The 20,297-nt window shown below is 66.2% G+C and carries 17 protein-coding genes; 2 read left to right on the top strand and 15 right to left on the bottom strand.

Annotated features, from left to right (window positions below; all coding sequences use genetic code 11):
- Window positions 1–29: 29 nt before the first annotated feature.
- From L2Y97_RS15915 to L2Y97_RS15845, 15 genes are all read right to left on the bottom strand, one after another.
- Entirely contained in the window at window positions 30–1,187 is a 1,158-nt protein-coding gene (locus L2Y97_RS15915) for an isovaleryl-CoA dehydrogenase (RefSeq protein WP_247428477.1), read from the bottom strand.
- An 83-nt stretch (window positions 1,188–1,270) separates the two neighbouring features.
- Window positions 1,271–3,379, bottom strand: a complete 2,109-nt coding sequence (gene yccS / locus L2Y97_RS15910; protein ID WP_247428474.1) for a YccS family putative transporter — start codon at window positions 3,377–3,379, stop codon at window positions 1,271–1,273.
- A gap of 8 nt (window positions 3,380–3,387) precedes the next feature.
- Window positions 3,388–4,116: a 3-oxoacyl-ACP reductase FabG gene (gene fabG / locus L2Y97_RS15905; RefSeq protein ID WP_247428471.1), complete on the bottom strand. Its 729-nt coding sequence runs from the start codon at window positions 4,114–4,116 to the stop codon at window positions 3,388–3,390.
- The gene (locus L2Y97_RS15900; RefSeq protein ID WP_247428468.1) at window positions 4,113–4,589 is read right to left on the bottom strand and encodes a hotdog family protein; all 477 of its coding nucleotides are present in this window, start codon (window positions 4,587–4,589) and stop codon (window positions 4,113–4,115) included. The genes fabG and L2Y97_RS15900 overlap by 4 nt, the downstream gene beginning before the upstream one ends.
- Window positions 4,586–5,029, bottom strand: a complete 444-nt coding sequence (locus L2Y97_RS15895) for an acyl-CoA thioesterase (protein WP_247428465.1) — start codon at window positions 5,027–5,029, stop codon at window positions 4,586–4,588. The genes L2Y97_RS15900 and L2Y97_RS15895 overlap by 4 nt, the downstream gene beginning before the upstream one ends.
- Window positions 5,019–6,233 carry an ApeI family dehydratase gene (locus L2Y97_RS15890; protein WP_247428462.1) on the bottom strand — a complete coding sequence of 405 codons (1,215 nt, stop codon included), beginning with the start codon at window positions 6,231–6,233 and terminating at the stop codon, window positions 5,019–5,021. The genes L2Y97_RS15895 and L2Y97_RS15890 overlap by 11 nt, the downstream gene beginning before the upstream one ends.
- Window positions 6,230–7,018 (bottom strand): lysophospholipid acyltransferase family protein, encoded by a 789-nt coding sequence (locus L2Y97_RS15885; RefSeq protein ID WP_247428459.1) that lies wholly within the window; start codon window positions 7,016–7,018, stop codon window positions 6,230–6,232. The genes L2Y97_RS15890 and L2Y97_RS15885 overlap by 4 nt, the downstream gene beginning before the upstream one ends.
- A gap of 9 nt (window positions 7,019–7,027) precedes the next feature.
- Window positions 7,028–8,263, bottom strand: a complete 1,236-nt coding sequence (locus L2Y97_RS15880; protein ID WP_247428456.1) for a beta-ketoacyl-[acyl-carrier-protein] synthase family protein — start codon at window positions 8,261–8,263, stop codon at window positions 7,028–7,030.
- A complete protein-coding gene (locus L2Y97_RS15875; protein ID WP_247436833.1) occupies window positions 8,263–9,489 on the bottom strand; it encodes a beta-ketoacyl-ACP synthase in 1,227 nt (408 codons plus the stop codon). The genes L2Y97_RS15880 and L2Y97_RS15875 overlap by 1 nt, the downstream gene beginning before the upstream one ends.
- A 32-nt stretch (window positions 9,490–9,521) precedes the next feature.
- Window positions 9,522–11,885, bottom strand: a complete 2,364-nt coding sequence (locus L2Y97_RS15870) for an MMPL family transporter (protein WP_247428454.1) — start codon at window positions 11,883–11,885, stop codon at window positions 9,522–9,524.
- The gene (locus tag L2Y97_RS15865; protein WP_247428452.1) at window positions 11,882–12,508 is read right to left on the bottom strand and encodes a LolA family protein; all 627 of its coding nucleotides are present in this window, start codon (window positions 12,506–12,508) and stop codon (window positions 11,882–11,884) included. The genes L2Y97_RS15870 and L2Y97_RS15865 overlap by 4 nt, the downstream gene beginning before the upstream one ends.
- Window positions 12,496–13,290, bottom strand: coding sequence for a glycosyltransferase family 2 protein (locus L2Y97_RS15860; RefSeq protein ID WP_247436830.1), 795 nt, complete (start codon window positions 13,288–13,290; stop codon window positions 12,496–12,498). Before L2Y97_RS15860 ends, L2Y97_RS15865 begins: the two co-directional genes overlap by 13 nt.
- 9 nt (window positions 13,291–13,299) lie before the next feature.
- On the bottom strand, window positions 13,300–13,569 hold the full coding sequence (locus L2Y97_RS15855) for an acyl carrier protein (protein ID WP_247428450.1): 270 nt from the start codon (window positions 13,567–13,569) through the stop codon (window positions 13,300–13,302).
- A gap of 370 nt (window positions 13,570–13,939) precedes the next feature.
- Entirely contained in the window at window positions 13,940–15,043 is a 1,104-nt protein-coding gene (locus L2Y97_RS15850; protein ID WP_247428449.1) for a Glu/Leu/Phe/Val dehydrogenase dimerization domain-containing protein, read from the bottom strand.
- 202 nt (window positions 15,044–15,245) lie between these two features.
- Window positions 15,246–15,581: a YXWGXW repeat-containing protein gene (locus L2Y97_RS15845; RefSeq protein ID WP_247428447.1), complete on the bottom strand. Its 336-nt coding sequence runs from the start codon at window positions 15,579–15,581 to the stop codon at window positions 15,246–15,248.
- 163 nt (window positions 15,582–15,744) lie between these two features.
- On the opposite strand from L2Y97_RS15845, the gene L2Y97_RS15840 reads away from it, so the two are divergent.
- Together L2Y97_RS15840 and L2Y97_RS15835 are read left to right on the top strand one after the other, a co-directional pair.
- Window positions 15,745–16,674, top strand: coding sequence for an alpha/beta hydrolase (locus tag L2Y97_RS15840; protein WP_247428445.1), 930 nt, complete (start codon window positions 15,745–15,747; stop codon window positions 16,672–16,674).
- Between the two features lie 101 nt (window positions 16,675–16,775).
- A complete protein-coding gene (locus tag L2Y97_RS15835; RefSeq protein ID WP_247428443.1) occupies window positions 16,776–20,228 on the top strand; it encodes a methylmalonyl-CoA mutase family protein in 3,453 nt (1,150 codons plus the stop codon).
- Window positions 20,229–20,297: the final 69 nt, after the last annotated feature.

Here is a 20,297-nt window from a genome sequence, read left to right as displayed (position 1 = left end):
GGGGCGTGCTTGCGCGCGATGCCGTTGGATCAGGATTTGCCGTGGAACAACTCGCGGCCGATCAGCATGCGGCGGATCTCGTTGGTACCCGCGCCAATCTCATAGAGCTTCGCATCGCGCAGCAGGCGGCCAGCCGGGAACTCGTTGATGTAGCCATTACCGCCCAGCGCCTGGATCGCTTCCAGGGCGACCGTCACCGCATTGGTCGAGGCATTGAGCAGGCACGCAGCCGGGTCGATGCGCGACTTCACGCCGTTATCGAACTGCTGCGCGACCATGTACGCGAAACCGCGTGATGACTGCAGCGCCGTGTACATATCGGCCACCTTGCCCTGCATCAGCCCGAACGTACCGATCGGTGCGTTGAACTGCTTGCGCTCGCGCACGTAGGGCAGCACCAGATCCACGGCGGCCTGCATGATGCCGATCGGGCCGCCCGAGAGCACGAGGCGCTCCGTATCCAGGCCGCTCATCAGCACGCGTACGCCTTCGTTCACTTCGCCCACGATGTTTGCGGCGGGGATCTCGCAGTTCTCGAAGACGAGCTCGCAGGTGTTCGAGCCACGCATGCCGAGCTTGTCCAGCTTTTGCGCCGTGGAGAACCCCTTCATGCCCTTCTCGATGATGAAGGCGGTCATGCAGCGGCTGCCCGCGGCGCGCGGCGCCGTGCGCATGTACACCAGCAGCACGTCGGCATCGGGGCCGTTGGTGATCCACATCTTGGAACCGTTGGCCACCCAGGTATCGCCCACCAGCTCCGCCTTGCAGCTCATGGAGCCGACGACATCCGAACCGGCACCCGGTTCGCTCATGGCCAGCGCGCCTACCCACTCGCCGCTGGCGAGTTTCGGCAGGTACTTGCGGCGCTGCTCATCGGTACCGTTGTGGTAGATGTTCTGCACGCAGAGGTTGGAGTGGGCGCCGTACGAAAGGCCCACGGAGGCGGAAGCGCGCGAGATTTCCTCCATGGCGACCATGTGGGCCAGGAAGCCCAGGTCGGAGCCGCCCAGTTCACCGGGGATGGTGATGCCGAGCAGGCCCATGTCACCCAGCTTGGCCCAGAGGTCTTCCGGAAAGTGGTTTTCGCGGTCGATGCGGTCGGCGCGCGGGGCGATCTCTTTTTCGGCGAACGCGCGGACGGTTTCGCGCAGGAGGTCGAGGTCTTCGCCAAGGGAAAACGGACGCATGGGTGCAACTCCGGGGAAAAGGCGGGGGAAAACCCCACCATGCTAGCGTTTTGGCGCCGCCGAGCCACGGCGCGTCGCAGCAATCAACCCTGGGCGCCCCCCGCGATACGGTCGTGCACACGGGCCAGGAGCAGGCACTGGCGATCGAACAGGCGCAACGCGCCGCTGGCCGCCTGGGTGAGGTGCGAGGTGTCCTCATCGAGCCCGGGGGCGCCCAGCAAAGGCGCGGGGGTACCCGCGCGCAGGTGCTCGGCCAGGGTGTTGAAGCCGAAGGCGATGCGGCGCGCCGCCGCGTCCACCGCGGAGGCCTCCGCGGGGGCGATCACCTCGCGGTGGGTGCCCAGCGTTGAAAGGTGGGAGAGGGCGGCCTGCAAGGCCGTTAGCAGGCGCAGGGCACGCTCGCCCTGGCCAGGCGAATGGCCTGGTTCACCCAGCAGCTCGGCCACATTGCCCGCCACCACGGCCTGCGCCGCATGGGCGTCGCGCCGCGCGATGCGGTAGGCCAGGTCGTCGTCGCGGCCCGAGGCGTACTGCGCGGCAATCTGTTCGAGGTAACGCCCGTACGCCAGTAAGGCGTCAGCCACGAGATCGTCCAGGCGGCGAACCCTCCAATCGGGCAGCACGTAGCGGATCACCAGGGCGGCGACGAGCGCGCCAAGCAGTGTATCCAGCAGGCGCGGGCCGATGGCGTCGTAGCCGGCACCGACGCGATCGAAGCAGAGCAAGACGAACAGGGTGATGGCGCCCGTGGCGAGCGTGTAGCGGCGCAGCCGGAAGGCGAAGAACGCGGCGCCCGTGGCGACGAGCACGGGCAGGCGCCAATCGCCACCCGGCAAGGCCCGCAACAACGCCCAGCCCAGCACCAGCCCGGTGGTGGTGCCCACGATGCGCTGGACGAAGCGCCGCCGCGTGGCGCCATAACCCGGCTGGCATACGAACAAGGTGGTCAGGAGGATCCAATACCCATGCAACGGATGCAGCGCCAGCATCACGAGATACCCCCCGAGCATACCGATGGCCAGGCGCATGGCATGACGGAAATGCATCGATCGACGGTTGAGGCGCAAGCGCACGCGGCGCAATGCGTCGCGCAGCGACGAGGGCTCGTTGCCCTGTAACGCGATATCGCTGTCTTCACGCAGGCTGCCTTCATCGGCGATCAGCGCCTGCAGGCTTTCCATGTTTTTCAGCAGCGCGGCAAGCGCATCGTCGAGCGCGGTTCCCGCGCCGCGTGTTTGCTGGTGGAAGGCCATGGCGTCGCGCAGGTCATCGAGCGCGGCGGCCGGCAGGGCAATGGAGCGCAGGGGTGCCGAGCGACGGATGGCATCGGCGCGTTCCCGACAGGCCTGCGCCTGCAGGCGCAACAGGCGGCCAAAGCGGAACATGAGGTCGCTGTGGTAAAGCGCCTGGGCAAGGTCGTCGTACGGGTAGTGCGACGAGGTGATGCGCTCGTGGATATCCTGTGCCACGAAGAACATGGCCAGCCGGGAGGCCGAGCGGCCGCGTGGCTGGCGCCGGCCGATCCGGTCGATAAGCGCCACGCGGGCTTCGGTAAGCGCCAGTACCGTGCCCTGGTTACGGCGCGAAAACGCGAGGGCCAGCGCATCGTGATCGAGGCCGCGCACCGGTTCGAACTGGGCGGCTTTGGCGTCGATCAGCCCAGCCAGCGATTCGAATAGCCTGGCCAGTGCGTGACGCACCGCGCGCTGCGGGGCCAGGGCGCTCCAGAGCAGGGAGAGCACGCCGTACCACGCGGCGCCCGCGACGAGGGCCAGCGTGCCTTCAGCGCCGCGTCCACCCGCCGCGTCCGAAGCGATCATCGTGTATACCGCAAGGATGAGCGTCGCCGTGGCTATCGTCGCGTACCGCCCGCTGGCGGCGCCGAGCATGACGAGCAGGAAGGTGCCCAGCGGCAGCAACAGGGCGAACACCACGGGTGTGCCGATGGTCGTTTTCACGGCGGTCGCCGCGAGAGCGAAGCAGATCAGCGTGACGACCAGGCCGCGCAGGCGCCCCCGCCATGCATCATCAGTTTCGGCCAGGGCGCAGGCGATGGCACCGAGCAGGGCCGGTACGATCGCATCGGCCGGGCCGCGCAGCGTGCACCAGGCCGTGATCCCGCCCAGCGCCAGCAGCACGCGGATCACATCCGCGAAGCGATCGGATTCAGCGAGCTGGCGAAAGCTGGGCATGGCCCTGTTTAGCAGAGCCCGCCGTTGACCGCGAGGATCTGGCGAGTGATGTAACTCGCTTCCGGGCTCACCAGGAAGCGCACCGCCGAAGCCACTTCCTCCGGCGTGCCGCTGCGTTCCATCGGAATCACCTTGAGGATCTGCTCGACGGGGACATCGGGATCGAGCATGTCGGTGTCGATCAGGCCCGGCGCAACGCAATTGACCGTGATCTTGCGCTTGGCCAGTTCCACGGCGAGTGCCTTCGCCGCACCGATGACACCGGCCTTGGACGCGCTGTAGTTCACCTGGCCGCGGTTGCCGATCAGGCCCGATACCGAAGTGATGCACACGATGCGGCCCGGTGCGCGGCGGCGGATCATGGGCATCACCAGTGGGTGGAGCACGTTGTAGAACCCATCGAGATTCGTCCGCAGCACCTGGTCCCAGTCTTCGGATGTCAGGCCGGGAAAGGCGCCATCACGGGTAAGGCCCGCATTGCACACGACGCCGTAGTACGCGCCATGCGCGGAAAGATCGGCCTCCAGGGCCGCCGCCGTGGCGGCGCGGTCAGCCACGTCGAATTGCAGCACGCGCGCGGCGCGGCCTTTCGCGATGATCTCGGCTTGCACGGCCTCCGCTTCGTCACGGCGCGAGCGGCAATGCAGCACGATGTCATGGCCGGCATCGGCGAGGTTCAGCGCGATCGCGCGGCCGATGCCGCGGCTCGAGCCGGTGACGAGGATGGTATCGGTCATGGCGCGTTTCCGGTGGGGTCCAGGCTGTGGTGGCGTGGATCGAGGAAGGGGGTGGGGTCGGGCGGACTGAAGACAGTCAGGCGTGCTTCGGCCTGCACACCCGTCGCGGTGATCCGGCAAGCGAAAGACGCCATGCCGTCGTCATCGTGGAAGGTACGGGCGGCCTCGATGAGCAGGCGGGTCCCCACGGGGAAGAAATCCGCATCGGCGCGGTACGCGCGCGTTCCCAGGAGAAAGCCCGGGCGCACCTGGCCGCCTGCGGCCAGCACCTGGCATCCGTTCCACGCCGCGATCGCCTGGGCCATCAGTTCAACGCCTGCCCAGCTCGGCAGCCCCTCGGCGGTGACCTCCAGATCGCCCAGGCGCACCACGCGCTCGCAGACGACGCGCTCGGCATCCCACTCCACGACGCGGTCGATCCACACCATGCGTCCCGCATGGGGGAGCAGTTGTTCAATGGGCCAGTGATTCATGGCGAAGTGGCCTCGCGTGCAAGGCGGCGCTCTACGTCGTGCGTGAAGCAGGCCGGCGAGACCAGTTGCATCTCGCCATCAGCGACATGCACGGCCACCTGGATCGTACTGGCGCGCGTCAGTCGCTCGCCGGTAGCCACATCGCTTACGGTGTAGTGGATCTTTAGCCGGTTCTCCCATTCCACCAGTTCGGCGCGCACGCGCAGCGCCTGGCCGAACCGGGCCGCGCGCGCATAGCGCAGCTGCAGGTCGATGATGGGCCAGGCAAACCCGGTTTCCTTCATCTTCACGTAGTTGTGTCCGATATCGTCGAGCAGCGCGCAACGTGCGATCTCAAGGTATTTCACGTAATGCCCGTGCCAGACGATTTCGAGCGAATCGACATCGAAGAACGGAACCACCACATCGATCTCGGCGGCCAACACACCCTTACTGCGCATGGGTCACCCCCGGCATGGCATCCACGTGCAGATGGGCGGAAGAACACATGGCGTCGCCAACGCGGTACGCGAAATGCAGGCGGCCACGCTCGGCATCATGGCGGAGCACCAGCTCCACCTGATCGCCCGGTCGCAACAGCCGCTGGAACTTGAGCTGGTCCATGCCGCGGCAGGTCCGCGGTGTGCCGAAGCGGGACGAGGCAAACTCGAGCGCCCAGGCGATCTGCAACACGCCCGGCAACACGGGCGCTTCGGGGAAATGCTCGGCGAAGCATGCCAGGTCGAGCGGCAATGCCAGGCTCAGCACGTGCGTACCAGCGTCCACGCGCTCCGAGACCACCTGGGCGATACGCGGCAGCGGCGCCTGCAACAGCAAATCGATCCGCGCCGCTTCAGGTAGCCCTTCGACGAATCGCCATGCCATCGGGGTAGCCAGCGCGTCATCACCGGCGGCATGCTGGCCCAGTTCGCTGACGATACCGGCACGGCCATGCCGTGCCAGGGCGATGCGACCCGAGGCCGTCAGTGCCACGACCATGCCCAGGACCTGCTGGCCTGCATTGCCGCCCGCAGCCGCGGCAACCCACGGGTGCGATGCCAGCCGGACGGCCGCGCTGCCCATGGGGGCGTTACGCAGGCGTCGGCGCATGCGCTGCCTGCACACCCATTCCACGGCGAACAGCGTGCCCATCGCCACGTAGGCCACCACGCCGTTGTAGAACGTCCACCATGAAAGCGGCCCCCATGCGGCAAGCCACGCGGAGCATGCGCCGTTGATCGCGAAAAAAGCCGCCCACACCCCGGTGACCTTGCGGGTGTAAGGCAACGCGGCCTGCGGAAGGTCGGGCTCCATCATGCGCGCCACGCGTTCGATGATCGGTGGCCCGAATACGAGGCTATGGGTGAACGCTGCCAGCAGCAACGCGCAGATGAGGCTCGGGTACCAGCGCAGCAGGTGTTCGTGTCCGCCGAACGCCAGCAAGGCGCAATAGGCCAGGGCAACGCCGAGCATCCATTTGCCGCCAGGCTGGTGCACCAGCGCCGGCGCCCGGATCAGCCACAAGGCACCAAGAATCACGCCAAACACGGGCGGGGACACGTGATCGCCGCCCACGTAAACGATGAAGGGGTAAAGGATGCCCACGACAACCAGTACAAGGTTGGCGAGTTTGCGCGAGGGCTTTTCGTTGCCGTGGATAGTCATGCCTGCCGTTCCCGCGCATACAGGCGGTGAAGGTGCTCGTTGAGTCGGCGCGATGCGATGGGCGCGGGGGCCTCGCCTGAGAACGCCGCTACGCTGATGTCATCGCCCACGCGGAAGCGCATCTGCACGCGGCGGTTCGGAACGTGGTACCAGCGATCCGCCTTGGTGAGCGTTGTGGGTTCTACCGTGATGAACACGGGCGTGATGATGCTTGCACCTCGCACCGCGATCGCCGAAGCACCGCGGTGGAACACAGGTGCCTGCCCTGGCGTCGTACGCGTGCCTTCGGGAAACACGATCAGCGTCTGTCCCTCGCGCAACACGTCGGCGGCGCGCTCGAGCATGTCGGCGCTGCCATCGTTGCTGATGTACTGCGCCACGCAAATGGGCCCGCGCATGAAGGGGTTTTTCCACAGGCTGTGCTTCACCACGCAGTTCGCATCGGGCACATGGCCGATCAGGAACACCACATCGATCAGCGATGGGTGGTTCGCCACGATCATCTGGCCGGGACGCCCCAGCCGTTCCAGGCCTTCGAATTGGTAGGTTACGACACCGGTGCGGTACATGAATTGCGAATGCAGCCAGAAGGCCTTGCCGACCGTGCGCCGTGCGCGGCGGCGGCGTACCTCCAGCGGCGCTGGCCAGTGCATCACCACCGGCAGGACGAAGATGCGCAGCACCAGCCCGCCCACGCCGAACAGCGCGAACGACAGGGCGGTGAACACAAAGCGCCAGGCCCAGGCGTCGGCGCGGCGTTTCGTCGTGTCGGCTGCGAGATCCATGGGAAGGGGTTAGGCCAGGGCGAGGTCGGGTTGATGGTAGCGCCGGATGACCAGCGCGGCGCAGCTGCCGCCGAAACCGAAGCTGTTGGACAGGACCGCGTCCACCCGTGCCTCGCGCTCCGCGTCCAGCAGCGGCGTATCGGCAAACGCCTCATCCAGCTCACGGGGCGGTGCCCCGGCAAGCAACACGCCGTGCTCGATCATGCCGACGCACGCGATGGCATCCAGTGCACCCGCCGCGGCCGGCGCATGCCCCACCAACCCCTTTATAGACGACATCCAGGGAACGGGGTGCCCCCGGTCGCCGAACACGCGACGCAGCGCTTCCCACTCGGCCAGGTCGCCATCGCGCGTGGCGCACGCATGGGTGTTCACGTAATCCGGGACAACGCCGGCCAGGTCGATCGCCTGATGCATGGCTTCGGCCATGCCCTCGCTGTGCGGGCTCACCATGCCTTCGGGATCCGAGGCTGCGCCATAACCCGCCATCTCGGCCAGGATAGTGGCGCCGCGGGCTAGCGCATGATCAAGCGATTCCAGCACGAGCACGCCCGCGCCGCCGCCCAGCACGATGCCATCACGATCGGCCGCATACGGTGTGGAGATGCGCTCGCCGGCGACGCTTGTGGTGGTCAGGGCATGCATCACGTCAAAGCACATGGAGGCCTTGTCGTGCAGTTCTTCAGCACCACCGCAGATCACGATTTCCTGGCGGCCGAGCTGGATCAGCTCCATGGCCTGGCCAATGGCGTGGGTAGCGCTGGTGCACGCCGAGCCGACCGTGAAAGCGCGGCCGCCAAAGCCGAACGCATGGACCAGCGTGGCCGCGACGGCGCTGCCCATGCTGCGCGGGACGATAAAAGGCGACAGGCGCGAATAGCCTTTCGCGTGGAAAACATCCAGGCCCGCTTCGTACTCGGAGAGCGCAGCGGAGCCGCCCATGAGGATGCCCACGTCTCGCTCGCGTACGCGGGCGTCATTGATCCCTGCCTCCACCAGGGCCTCGCGCGTGGCGTGCCACGCGTACTCGGCAGCCTGCGGAAAATACCGGCGCAGCTTGCGCGGTGGCGGTTCCAGCGCGCCGAGGTCAACAGGTGCGGCGGTACGGCAACGCATGCCCAACGCGGCGTAGCCCGGCATATCCCGGAAGCCTTCGCGACCGGCGCGCAACCCATCGAACAGCGCGGCGCGGCCCGGGCCCAGGCATGTCACCGCGCCCATGCCAGTGACGACCACGCGACGCATCAGGCGTGCGCCTTGAAGATCAGTGATGTATTGATGCCACCGAACGCAAAGTTGTTGCTCATCACGTAATCGGTGCGGATGTCGCGGCCGTTCCCGGTGAGGTAATCCAGCGCGGCACATTCCGCATCCGGCGTCTCCAGGTTGATCGTGGGCGCGAACCAGCCACCACGCATCATCTCGATCGCCCACCAGGCTTCCAGTGCGCCGCAGGCGCCCAGCGTGTGGCCGACGTAGCTCTTCATCGAGCTGATGGGCACATTGGCTCCCAGCACGTCGTTCGTTGCGTGGCTCTCCGCCACATCGCCGCGGTCGGTCGCAGTACCGTGCGCGCTCACGTAGCCAATAGCGGCGGGCTCAAGGCCCGCGTCGGCCAGCGCCATGCGCATCGCCGCTGCCATCGTTTCCCGCGTGGGCTGGGTAATGTGCGCACCATCGGAGTTGGTGCCATAACCGACCACCTCGGCGTAAATGCGCGCACCGCGCGCGAGGGCATGTTCGTACTCTTCGAGCACCAGCGTCACGCCGCCTTCGCCGACGACCAGGCCGTCGCGTTTACCGTCGAACGGGCGCGGTGTCAGGCCGGGCGTTTCATTGCGCGTGCTTGTGGCGAAGAGGGTGTCGAAAACCGCCGCGCCCGGTCCTGAAAGCTCCTCGGCACCGCCGCACAGCATCAGCTGCTGCTTGCCTTGCTGGATCGCCTCGTAGCCGTAGCCGATGGCCTGGCTGCCCGAGGTGCAGGCGCTGGAGGTGGTGATGACCCGGCCCTTCAGCCCGAAAAACACGCCCACGTTCACGGCGGTGGTGTGCGCCATCATCTGGATGTAGCTCGTGGCGGTCACGCCTTGCATGGAACCGGTTTCCAGCATGCGCCCCACGGTGCGCGCCGGCTCGATGCTGCCACCGGACGAACCGTAGGCGACGCCCATGCGCCCATCGCGGATGCGCTCATCATCGAGCAGGCCGGCATCGCTCAGCGCGCGCTCGCTGGCGGCGGTGGCCAGCAGGGCCACGCGACCCATGGAGCGGGTGTGCTTGCGCGACCAGTGCGACGGCACCGCGAAATCATCGACCGGTACGCCGAGGCGCCCGTTGAGTGCATCGAAGTAATCCCATTCGCCCATGCGCCGCACGGCGTTCTGGAACTGGCGCAGCCGGGCTTCGATGCTGGTCCAGTCGTGTCCCAGCGGCGTGATGCCGCCGATGCCGGTCACGACGACGCGTTTCATCGCACGGCCACCCGTGGTGTTTGCGGTGTTGTTCATGCGTTTGGCTTCACAGGTGCAGGTGCGCTCACCGGGGCGAGGAGGGCGGTAAAGCCGATCCCCAGCAACAGGGTGAGCCCGAAATGTTGCAGGGCAGGCATGGTACTAAGGGCCAGCAGCCCGAACGAGAGCAAGGCGGTGACGGCGGAGAGCAGCACACCCGCGTAGGCGGCGCCGGGCGTGTGCGCGGAATGCGGTTCGCCTTCACGCAGGAACACGGCGTAGTTGGCGCCCACGCCAAGGACAAGCATCAGGGCCATGAGGTGGAATAGCGTGAGCGGTTGGTTGAGATAGCCAAGCGCCGCGACGGAGAAGACGATGCCCGCCAACGGGGGGAGTAGCACGCGCCATGCGCCACGCAGCCCGTAGCGCCATGCGAACGCGGCGGCCACCAGCAGCATGGCGGCACCCAGCCACAGGCTGGCGAACCCACGGTACTCACCGAACAGCGTAGAGATGCTGGCGGGCTTGTCGATCACCGATACACCCTGGAGGCCAGCCGCCGCGGCACGCATCCGTTCCACGGGGACATCGCCCTGCGGCACCACGATGCTGCCCTTGTCCATCCACAGGTACTGGAACGGCATGTACGCCTGCACCTGTTTCCAGTTCGCAAGCGTAAGCGGCTTGCCGGGGAACGCGGTTGCGTAAGCGCTTGCCGCTGTGTCCTTGAATCCGGCCACGGTCATGAATCGACGCATCTGGATCTGAGCCAACTCAGGGCTCGGCCCAAGAACGCCGACGACACCCCGGCACATGGCCCAGGTGATGGCCGCCACGTTCTCCGCCTGCCGCTTCTGCGAAGGCAACATGCCCGTCATGCCCGTCCAGGCAATGCCCTCCCTTTGCAGGCGATCGGTCAGCGCTTCCTCGTGCTCAAGCACGGCCTCCGGCGTATCCCCTTCCACCAGCCAGAACTGGCTACCGCCGCCAAACCCCGCGATATCGCGAATCTGGTTGGTTTGCGCTTCCAGGCTTTGCGGCGGTGAAATCAGCAGGTGGATGTCATCGTCATGGCCGAGCTTGATCCAGCCAGGGACGGCTATCAGCGCGAGTACCCCGATGACGGCGAACGCGCGGCGGCCCGAGGCGATCCGCTGCCAGGCCAGGGCCACGCGCACGAACGGCGCGGCCAGCGGCGCTTTGCCTGGATCGCGCAGCAACGCGGGCAGCAGCCAGAACACGCTGGCGCAAGCGACGGCCATGCCGGCAATGGCGAACACGGCCATCTGGCGCAGGGCCGGGAACGGCACCAGCGCAAGCAGCGCATAGCCGAGCAAGGAGGTGGCGAGTGCAAGCAGCAGGGCAGGGCGCACCTGGCGCACGCCACGCATGGGCTCCCAGGTGGGACCCGCGTTCGCGCGTGCGCACAGGTATTGGATGGAATAATCGACCGCTTCGCCCAACAAGGCCGCACCGAACACAAGCGTTAGCAGGTGCAACTGGCCAAACACGAGGATCGTAGCCACCGTGGCCCCGATCACGCCCAGCGCGGTAGACAGGAACGCGATGAGCAGCGGCCGCATCGAGCGGAACACGAACAACAGCAGGATGGCGATGCCGACAGTGGATGCGATACCTACGACATGGGTATCGCGCTCGGCCCCAGCGCGTGCCGCGGCTGCATAGAAAATAGCTCCCGTGCGAAGTAGTTGCGTCCCAGGGTGCTTCGCGATGATGTCGTGTTCGGCCTGGTCGAGGGCACCCAACGCGCGGCGCTGGACGCCGTCGTCATACGACGAGCCATCCAGCGTGGCGACGACCAACACATAGCTTCCCTCGTCGCGGTGCGCCGTCAGCAGGTCATCTTCGGGTACCAGCGTGGAGCGATTCCACGGCTGGCGGTCCAGCCAGTGCTGCAGCCAGCCGAAGGGATCGTCGCCCAGCTTCGGGCCCACGTTGGCGCCAAAGGGTTCATTGAGGCGGCGCTTCAGCGTTTCGGTCGGATCAAAACCGGCGGCATCGAGCGTGGCGCGATCTTCCTGGGTGAGCAGGTGGAAGCGATAGGGCAGGAAAGGGTTCACCAGTTGCGCCATGTCGAATGGCGGCAGCTCGGCAAGCACATGCTTGAATACCTTGTCCTTGCCCAGCGCGGCGCCCAGTTCGCGGGCGGCATCCTTCGCCGTGTCATCGTCCTGGTGGGCTACCAACAGGATCATGCGATCGCCGCTGGCGCGGGCAAGCCGCTCCACGGCATCCTCCGCCAGCGCGTTGCGCTCCGTGGCCGGGAGCATGGCGAGCAGATCGGTCTGCAGCGGCGAGGCACCACGGCCGAACAGCAGCCACGCGCCCAGGATGCATACCAGCAGCGACACCGCGGCGAACGCGGCCGCGCGGAGCGTCGTCGGCGCGGGCTTCATTCGGCGCCGAGCGCGCTGGCTTCAACGGGCGTGAGCGCGCCGGCATCGCGCGTGTTCGCGAAGGCGATGGCGGTGCGTTCGCCACTGGCGAGGTTCACGTCGATCGATTCGAGGAAGGCATCGCCCTTGAGCGTGATACCCGCCAGCACGCGGGCGACGCGCGCCTGCTTCGGCACGAAGTGCAAGGTCCATTGGTCCACGGTGCCTTCGGCCGTGATCGTAAACTGGCGAGCGGCCTCGTCGGTCTTGCCGGCCAGCAGGCCCTGCAACATGCCCGATACCTGGCTGACGCCACGGTTGCCATCGCGGACGCGCTCGAGCTTGCCCTGCGCGTTCAGCCGGCGTGTATCGCCGGCGCTGAGTACTAACGTATCGTCGTACGGGGCCCGGGTGTGCCAGAGCATGCCCTTGCCGATGACGAACAACAGGTCGCCGCTGCTCACCTGTGGCTCGGCAAGGTCGGGGTTTTCGCGGCGCTGGGTGAATTCGGCACGCACCTGCTGGTGCTTCGCGAGGTGGGCCAGCACCTGGTCGACCAGTGACGGTGCCTGGGTGGGCGCCGACTGGGTGTGCGCCAGGGTGGCGCAGCAGAGCAGGGCGAACAGGGTCATCAGGCGGCGCATGTGTCGGGTTTCCGTGTGAGCTTGCGAACGATCAGGCGCGGCGCGCGCGGCAGCATGCCCAGGAGCAGGCGGGTATGCATGGCCGTGATGCGTGCGTTGTCACGCCACAGGCGGAAATGGGAGAGGCCGTTTTCCGGGTAGATCACCCGGGTGGCGACATTGCGTACGGGGACGCCGCGCCAGAACAGGCGCACGGCGATTTCCGTGTCGAAATCCATGCGTGGTGGAAAAGGCTTGCGTGACATTTCCTCGCACGTCGCGGCCAACGGGTACAACCGGTAGCCCAGCATCGAGTCCTTGATGTCGAAGGAGAGTGTTTCCAGCCACACGCACGCGTGCGTGAGGTAGCGGCCGTAAAGGCGCGCCTTCGGGATGGAGTCGTCGTACACGGGGCATCCGCACACCATGGCGCCAGGCCGGGCCTGCGCTTCGGCAAGGAATCGCGGTACATCGGCCGTGTCGTGCTGGCCATCGGCATCGATCTGCAGCACGTGTGTGTAGCCGGCCGCGTGCGCGGCCTGGAACCCTGCGGAAAGCGCGGCACCCTTGCCACCGTTGCGCGGCTGGCGAATCAGGCGCAGGTCATCCCGTCCGGCGACGAGCTCATCCAGGATGCGCCGGGTGGCATCGTCGGAGCCATCATCCACGATCATCACGGGCAGGCCATGTGCGGCCAGCGCATTGGCGGTGCTGGCGATGGTGCGACCGTGGTTATAGATGGGCACGACCGCACAGGGTGCGAAGCGACGTTCCGCGGCCTCGCGCGGTCCTGCCGTGCCCATCATGCCGCGTCAGCGCGCGACCAGCTGCTGCACGGTGGCGACCACATCGCCGACGGTGCGCACGCTCTTGAAGTCTTCGGGCTTGATCCGTGTGCCGGTCATATCCTGCACCTGGATCGCCAGATCGATCGCGTCGATGCTGTCCAGCTCCAGGTCGGTGAACAGGTTCGCTTCGGGCGTCACCTTCGCCGGGTCGATCTCGAACGTCTCATGGAGGACGGTCCGAAGACGAGCCAGGATATCGGCTTGGGTGAAGGTCGCTGCTGGGATCGCGCTCATAAGCTCGGTAAGTCCATTTCAGCTCCGCCTGGCGTGCCTCGCTGTCCGCACGGGACAAGGGTAAGGCGGCGCCGCCGGAGCGACGAAGGGTCGTGATCTTGGATTTGGTAAATCCGCCTGAACGGCGGAGGTTTCCCCCTGCACCCAAAAGCTTCGTGTAGGCAAAGCCTTACAAGAGGCCGGGCGCGGCAAAGTGTAGCAGATCGCAACCCCGGACAACCGCGTCCCGCGGATTCCTGCGGGGGAACCGATACCGCCTGGCATCGCCGATCTTCACATTTGCCCAAAACGGCTTTGCAGCGCGGTTTGCGGCGGCATGAAAAAGGCCGCCGGTGGACCCGGCGGCCTTTCAGGTCGTGCACGGTGTTGCTTACTGCCCGCGCATGCGGCCCTGGAAGCGCGGCGCGCCGTTGCCCATGTGCGGCAGGCGGATCTTGCCGATCGCGTTGATGCGCTCTTCCGCCATGCGGTCCGCGGCCTTGTAGGTCGGGATGTTGTCGCGGCCGGAGATTTCGAAGATGCGGCCGACGTTGTAGTAGATCGTGCGCATCATGCGCATGGCGCGCTCGCGGTTGTAGCCGTCGATTTCCAGCGACACGTTCATGACGCCGCCGGCGTTCACGGCGTAGTCCGGCGCATACAGCACGCCGCGGCGGGCGAGTTCGTCGCCGATCGCGTCGGTGGCCAGCTGGTTGTTGGCCGCGCCGCAGATGATCTTCGCCTTGATGCGGTCGATCGTCTGCTCGTTGACCGTGCCGCCCAGGGCGCAGGGGCTATACACGTCGGCGTCGACGTCGTAGATCTCGTCCAGGCCCACCGCTTCGCAGCCCAGTTCATCGACGCAGCGCTGCACGGCATCCTTGTTGATGTCCGTGACGAACACCTTGGCGCCCTGCTCGCGCAGGAGCTTGATGAACTCGCTGCCCACGTGGCCGCAGCCCTGCACGGCGTAGCTGTACTTACCCACGTCTTCGTTGCCGTGCTTGGCCTGCAGCGCGGCCATCAGGCCCTGCAGCGTGCCGAACGCGGTGAACGGCGAGGGATCGCCCGAGCCGCCATGCACCTGGTGCACGCCGGTGACGTATTCGGTTTCGCGGTAGACATATTCCATGTCGTTCACGTCGATACCCACGTCTTCCGCCGTGATGTAACGGCCGTTGAGCGAGTTGACGAAGCGGCCGAAGGCGCGGAACAGCGCTTCGGACTTGTCCTTGGAGGGATCGCCGATGATCACGGCCTTGCCGCCGCCGAGGTTCAGGCCGGCCACCGCGTTCTTGTACGTCATGCCACGCGAAAGGCGCAGCACATCGTTCACGGCGTCCTGCTCGGACTTGTAGGGCCACATGCGCAGGCCGCCCAGCGACGGGCCAAGCACAGTGTTGTGGATCGCGATGATGGCCTTCAGGCCCGCGTCCTTGTTATGGCAGAAGACGACTTCTTCGTGGCCCGTGTTGGCGATGGTTTCGAAAATCATCGAACGCAAACTCCAGTTTTCATGATTAGCAGCCCGCCCCCCTTTGGGGCGAACCGGCAGCCGAGGCCACCGGTGGGGAAATGACCGTCCAAAAAAATCGCCCCGGCCGTTGAGGCGGGGGCGAGATTGTCGTGTCAGCTGCGTAGTCTAAACCGTTATTCGCGAGTTGGTAGATGCGGCGCAGCACGCAAATGTTAAGAATTTAGCGGTGCCAGTGCGGATCGCGCACCCAGACCTCGCGTTCGTAGTGGTAGCCGCCGCGGTAAGGACGCCAGCCGGGGCCGCGGTAGACATAGCCCGGACGGGCTGCGGCCCAACGGCCGCCGACCCATACGTAGCGGCCGCCGTACCAGTTCCAGTAACCGGGGGCCCAGACGTAACCGACCCGCGGGGGAGGCACGCGCTCAAAGCGCGGCGGCGGCGGGGCGTTACGGATCACGACCACTTCCCGCGCGGCGGCCGGCGGGGTGTAGCTAGCGGCGCCAACGGCCATGCCCAGGGCGGCCACGGCGGCAAGGGTGCGGGTGAGGTTGCGCATGCGGTCTCTCCTTCGTCGTTCGCGGGAATGCGAACTCGTGAGAAAAAACGTAGCCGCTGTCATCGGGTTGACCCCGGCGGTATGAGATGTTCAGCTTCGTGAAAGCTACGGCGAAAGGTCTTGCTAAGGGAACCTTGGCAGCCTGAGCCTGCACCAAGCCCTGATGCGAACCCAACAGACCCGCTCCCGCCCCATGAAGCCGCCCCGCCGTTTCGGCGCCCGTACTGTCGCGACGTTGCTTGGCATTCGCTTCGCCTACCGCTTTGGAAGCCGGCTGGCGCCAGGCCGCACGGTGGCGCATGCCGCCCGTGTCTTCCAGACGCCACTGCCGAGCAGCCGCGAGCGCGCCATGCATGCGCTCACCACCATGACGGCGCGCCGCGAGGCCGTCGATGTGGACGGGGAGCAGATCGCCACCTATGTCTGGGGCGATCCCACCACCCAGCCGTACATCCTGTTGGCGCATGGCTGGTCCAGCCTTGGGCTTCGCTGGGAAACCTGGGCCGCGCAGCTCCTGGCGAAGGGCTGGGCCGCCGTGGCATTCGACCAGCCCGCGCATGGTCACAGCGGTGGCGATCTTTGCACCTTGCCGGATTTCGTCCGCACGGTGACGGCGATCGGCCGCCACTACGGTGACGCGGAAGGCGTGATCGCGCATTCGCTCGGCGGCGCGGCCGTTGCCCTCTCGCTGGAGGATGGCTGGACGGCGAAGCGCGTGGTGCTGATCGCCCCGGCGGCCGATCCCGAGGCCGCCACGTCGCGGTTCGCCCGCTTCGTGCGCCTGGCGCAGCACCTGCGGCCCTCGCTGCACGATACGTTGGCCGCGCGAACCGGCGTGCAGATCGGCGACCTGCATATCCGTAACCATGTGCCGAATCGGACGCAACCGGCCTTGATCGTCCACGATTTCTTTGATCGCGACGTGCCGGTGGAAGAGGGCGAGCTCTACACCAGCCTGTGGCCCGGGTCGATCCTGCTGAAGACGCGCAGGCTGGGCCACCGTCGCATCGTCGACGACGAGTGTGTGCAGGCGGCGGCCCTCGCCTTCCTGTCCGGCGTGGATTTCGGTGGTGGTGGCGAAGCGGCCGCGTAACGTACGCACGCGTCTCGCTGCACTGCGTCAGAGGCCTCGCGGGCCCCGGCGGTAGAATCGGCAGGTTCCCCACCCCGACGATGGTTCTACCCGGAGTTTCCATGAGCTCGCAGCCCAAGCATATCCCCGCCAGCAACACCGACGCGGAGGCGAAGCCGCTGCGTTTCGTCACGGCGGCGAGCCTGTTCGATGGCCATGACGCGGCGATCAACATCATGCGCCGCATCATCCAGAGCCAGGGCGCCGAGGTGATCCACCTGGGCCATAACCGCTCGGTGGAAGATGTGGTGCGCGCGGCGCTGCAGGAAGATGCCGACGCCATCGCGCTGTCGTCCTACCAGGGCGGCCATGTCGAATACTTCAAGTACATGGTCGACATGCTGCGCGAACGCGGCGCCGGCCACGTGCGTGTGTTCGGTGGCGGTGGCGGCACCATCACACCGGAGGAGATCCGCGAGCTGCAGGCGTACGGCGTCGAGCGCATTTATCACCCGAACGATGGCATGAAGCTCGGCCTCGTCGAGATGATCGAAGACGTGATGACGCGCACCCGCAACGCGCAGAAGGCCCGCGCGGAAGCCGTGCCTGCCGCCGCGTCGATCGATGATGAAATCTCCATCGGTGCCATGCTGTCGGCGATCGAGGAAGACGGGCTACCGGCCACCGAGCTGGAGCGCCTGCGCAAGGAATGGAAGCTCGCCGGTGGCAAGACCCCGGTGCTGGGCCTTACCGGTACCGGTGGCGCAGGTAAGTCGTCGGTCGTGGACGAACTGCTGCTGCGCTTCCTGCATGCGTTCCCCGAGATGCGCATTGCCGTGCTCGCGGTCGACCCGACCCGCCGTCGTAGCGGCGGTGCCCTGCTGGGCGATCGCATCCGCATGAACTCCCTGCGCAGCCACCGCGTGTACATGCGTTCCATGGCCACGCGCCGCCAGCATGCGGCCACGTCGGTGGTGCTGCACGATTGCATCGATTTCCTCAAAGCCCAGGCGTATGACCTGGTGATCGTCGAGACCGCTGGTATTGGCCAGAGCGACTCGGAAATCGTCGACCTGGTGGATTTCCCGGTCTACGTAATGACGAGCGAGTACGGCGCGGCCAGCCAGCTCGAAAAGATCGACATGCTCGATTTCGCCGAGCTCGTGGTGCTCAACAAGTTCGACAAGCGTGGCGCGGAAGACGCGCTGCGCGACGTGCGCAAGCAGTGGAAGCGCAACCGCACCGCGTTCAACCTGGCCGACGACAAGGTGCCGGTGTATCCCACGATCGCCAGCCAGTTCAACGATCCGGGCGTGACCTGGATGTTCGACAACCTGTGTCGCCTGCTGCGCGAAAAGCTTTCGCTGCCGGCCACGGGCTGGACCCCGGACCTCGACACCAGCCTGCGCGAGCCGCGCGCCACGGTGCTCATCCCGGGCAGTCGCGTGCGCTACCTGGCGGAAATCGCGGAGCAGGGCCGTGGCGTGAACGCCTCCATCGCGAAGCAGGCCGAGGCCGCCGCGAAGGCGCAGCATTACTACGAATCACTGAAGGATATCGGTGACGAGGCGTTGCCGCGCGCCTTCGACCTGTACGACCACGCGCAGCTAAGCGTGGAGGGCGATCGTTCGCTCTCGACCCTGCGCCAGCGCTATAACACCGCGGTTCGCGAACTCAGCAGCGAGGCGATCAACCTGCTGCGCGAGTGGCCGGTACGCTTTGCCTCGGTCACCGCCGAGTACAACGAGTACACGGTCCGCGACAAAGTGATCCGCGTGGAAAACTACCGCGAATCGCTGAGCCACCAGAAGATCCCCAAGGTGTCGCCGCCGAAGACGAAGGACTGGGGCGAACAGCTCTCGTTTCTCATGCGCGAAAACCTGCCGGGCCACTACCCGTACACCGGTGGCGTGTTCCCGTACCGCCGCGCCGGTGAAGATCCGACCCGCATGTTCGCGGGCGAGGGCACCCCGGAGCGCACCAACCGCCGCTTCCATTACCTCTCGCTGGGCGGTGCCGCCGCACGCCTTTCCACGGCATTCGATTCGGTCACGCTGTACGGCGAAGACCCGGCCCCTCGCCCGGATATCTACGGCAAGATCGGTAACTCCGGCGTGTCGATCGCCACGTTGGACGACATGAAGAAGCTGTACTCCGGTTTCGACCTGTCCGCGCCCAGTACTTCGGTCTCGATGACGATCAACGGCCCTGCGCCGATCATCCTCGCCATGTTCATGAACACGGCGATCGACCAGAACATCGAGAAGTACCTGAATGAGGAGCCCGCGCGCTGGGAGGCGGTGAACGCCCGCATCGCCGAGCTATACCCCGATGGCAACCGCCCGCGTTACAACGGCGACCTGCCGGCCGGCAACAACGGCCTCGGCCTTGGCCTGCTCGGCGTATCAGGTGAGGAAGTGGTGGACGATGCAACCTACGCGCGGATCAAGGCCTATACCCTGGCCACGGTGCGCGGCACGGTGCAGGCGGACATCCTGAAGGAAGACCAGGCGCAGAACACCTGCATCTTCAGCACCGAGTTTGCCCTGCGCATGATGGGCGATATCCAGCAGTACTTCGTGGACCACAAGGTCCGCAACTTCTATTCGGTATCGATCTCCGGTTATCACATCGCCGAAGCGGGCGCGAACCCGATCAGCCAGCTCGCTTTCACGCTGTCGAACGGCTTCACCATCGTCGAGTACTACCTCGCCCGTGGCATGCAGATCGACGATTTCGCACCGAATCTGTCGTTCTTCTTCTCCAACGGCATGGACCCGGAATACACGGTGATCGGCCGCGTGGCCCGCCGCATCTGGGCCCGCGCCATGCGCGAGCGCTACGGTGCAAGCGCGCGCAGCCAGATGCTGAAGTACCACATCCAGACCTCCGGCCGCTCGCTGCACGCACAGGAAATCCAGTTCAACGATATCCGCACCACGCTGCAGGCGCTGTACGCGCTGTTTGACAACTGCAACAGCCTGCACACCAACGCATACGACGAGGCGATCACCACGCCGACCGAGGAGAGCGTGCGCCGCGCCGTGGCCATCCAGCTCATCATCAATCGTGAGCTCGGCCTCAACTTCAACGAGAACCCGTGGCAGGGAAGCTTCATCGTCGATGAGCTGACCGACCTGGTCGAAGAAGCGGTGTACAAGGAGTTCGAGGCGATCAGCGAGCGCGGCGGCGTGCTCGGCGCCATGGATACCATGTACCAGCGCGGCAAGATCCAGGAAGAATCGATGTACTACGAGCACAAGAAGCACGACGGTTCGCTTCCGCTCATCGGCGTCAACACCTTCCTGCCCAAGGACCACGGCGGCGAGATCGCCACCGAGATCGAACTCATCCGCTCCACGCCGGAAGAAAAGGGCCAGCAGATCGACAACGTGCAGCTCTACGGCAAGGCCCGCAACGGCCTGGCTCCGGAAAGCCTGCGTACCCTGCAGAACACCGCCCGCGACCGCCGCAACGTATTCGAGCAACTGATGGACGCCGTGAAGCACAACAGCCTCGGCCAGATCAGCCACGCCCTCTACGACGTAGGCGGCGAATACCGCCGCAACATGTAACCCGAAAGGCCCGCCCACCAGCGGGCCTTTTCTTTTGCGAGGCGCCCCCTACCTCTGTAGGAGCGCGCT

Source organism: Luteibacter aegosomatissinici (assembly GCF_023078495.1).
Taxonomy (GTDB): Bacteria; Pseudomonadota; Gammaproteobacteria; order Xanthomonadales; family Rhodanobacteraceae; genus Luteibacter; species Luteibacter aegosomatissinici.
Note: the sequence above shows the minus strand (reverse complement) of the source record. Positions and strands in the feature narration are given on the sequence as shown.